The organism is Halomonas sp. ALS9 (genome assembly GCF_001651035.1).
Lineage (GTDB): Bacteria > Pseudomonadota > Gammaproteobacteria > Pseudomonadales > Halomonadaceae > Vreelandella.
The window spans coordinates 1-233 of the sequence record NZ_LXRG01000227.1 but is presented as its reverse complement, the minus strand read 5'-3'; the positions used below and the strand labels follow the sequence as shown (position 1 = coordinate 233).

At 47.6% G+C, this 233-nt stretch carries 1 protein-coding gene; it reads right to left on the bottom strand.

The window, feature by feature from the left end; translation table 11 throughout:
• Positions 1–120, bottom strand: a 120-nt coding sequence (locus A6R74_RS22450; RefSeq protein WP_205634230.1) for a ribbon-helix-helix domain-containing protein, incomplete at its 3' end; no start/stop codon positions are given.
• Positions 121–233 lie beyond the last annotated feature (113 nt).

Below are 233 nucleotides of genomic sequence, written 5' to 3'. Positions count from 1 at the left end.
TTCAAGTATGTACCAGAAATAATTCTCCATGCGCACACTGGTGACCATGCCATCGATGCGCAGCGAGTGTGTCGCACTGCGCCACAGCTCCGGGTCGGCTTGAATAAAGAGCTTACACATGGGCATTGTCTCTCGGAGTATTTGTTTTCACTCGAATTATTAGTAATGCGGCAATTTTTACCACAGCACATAAAAGAGCCCAGCGAGTACTGGGCGAAAATGGCGTTGAGTTA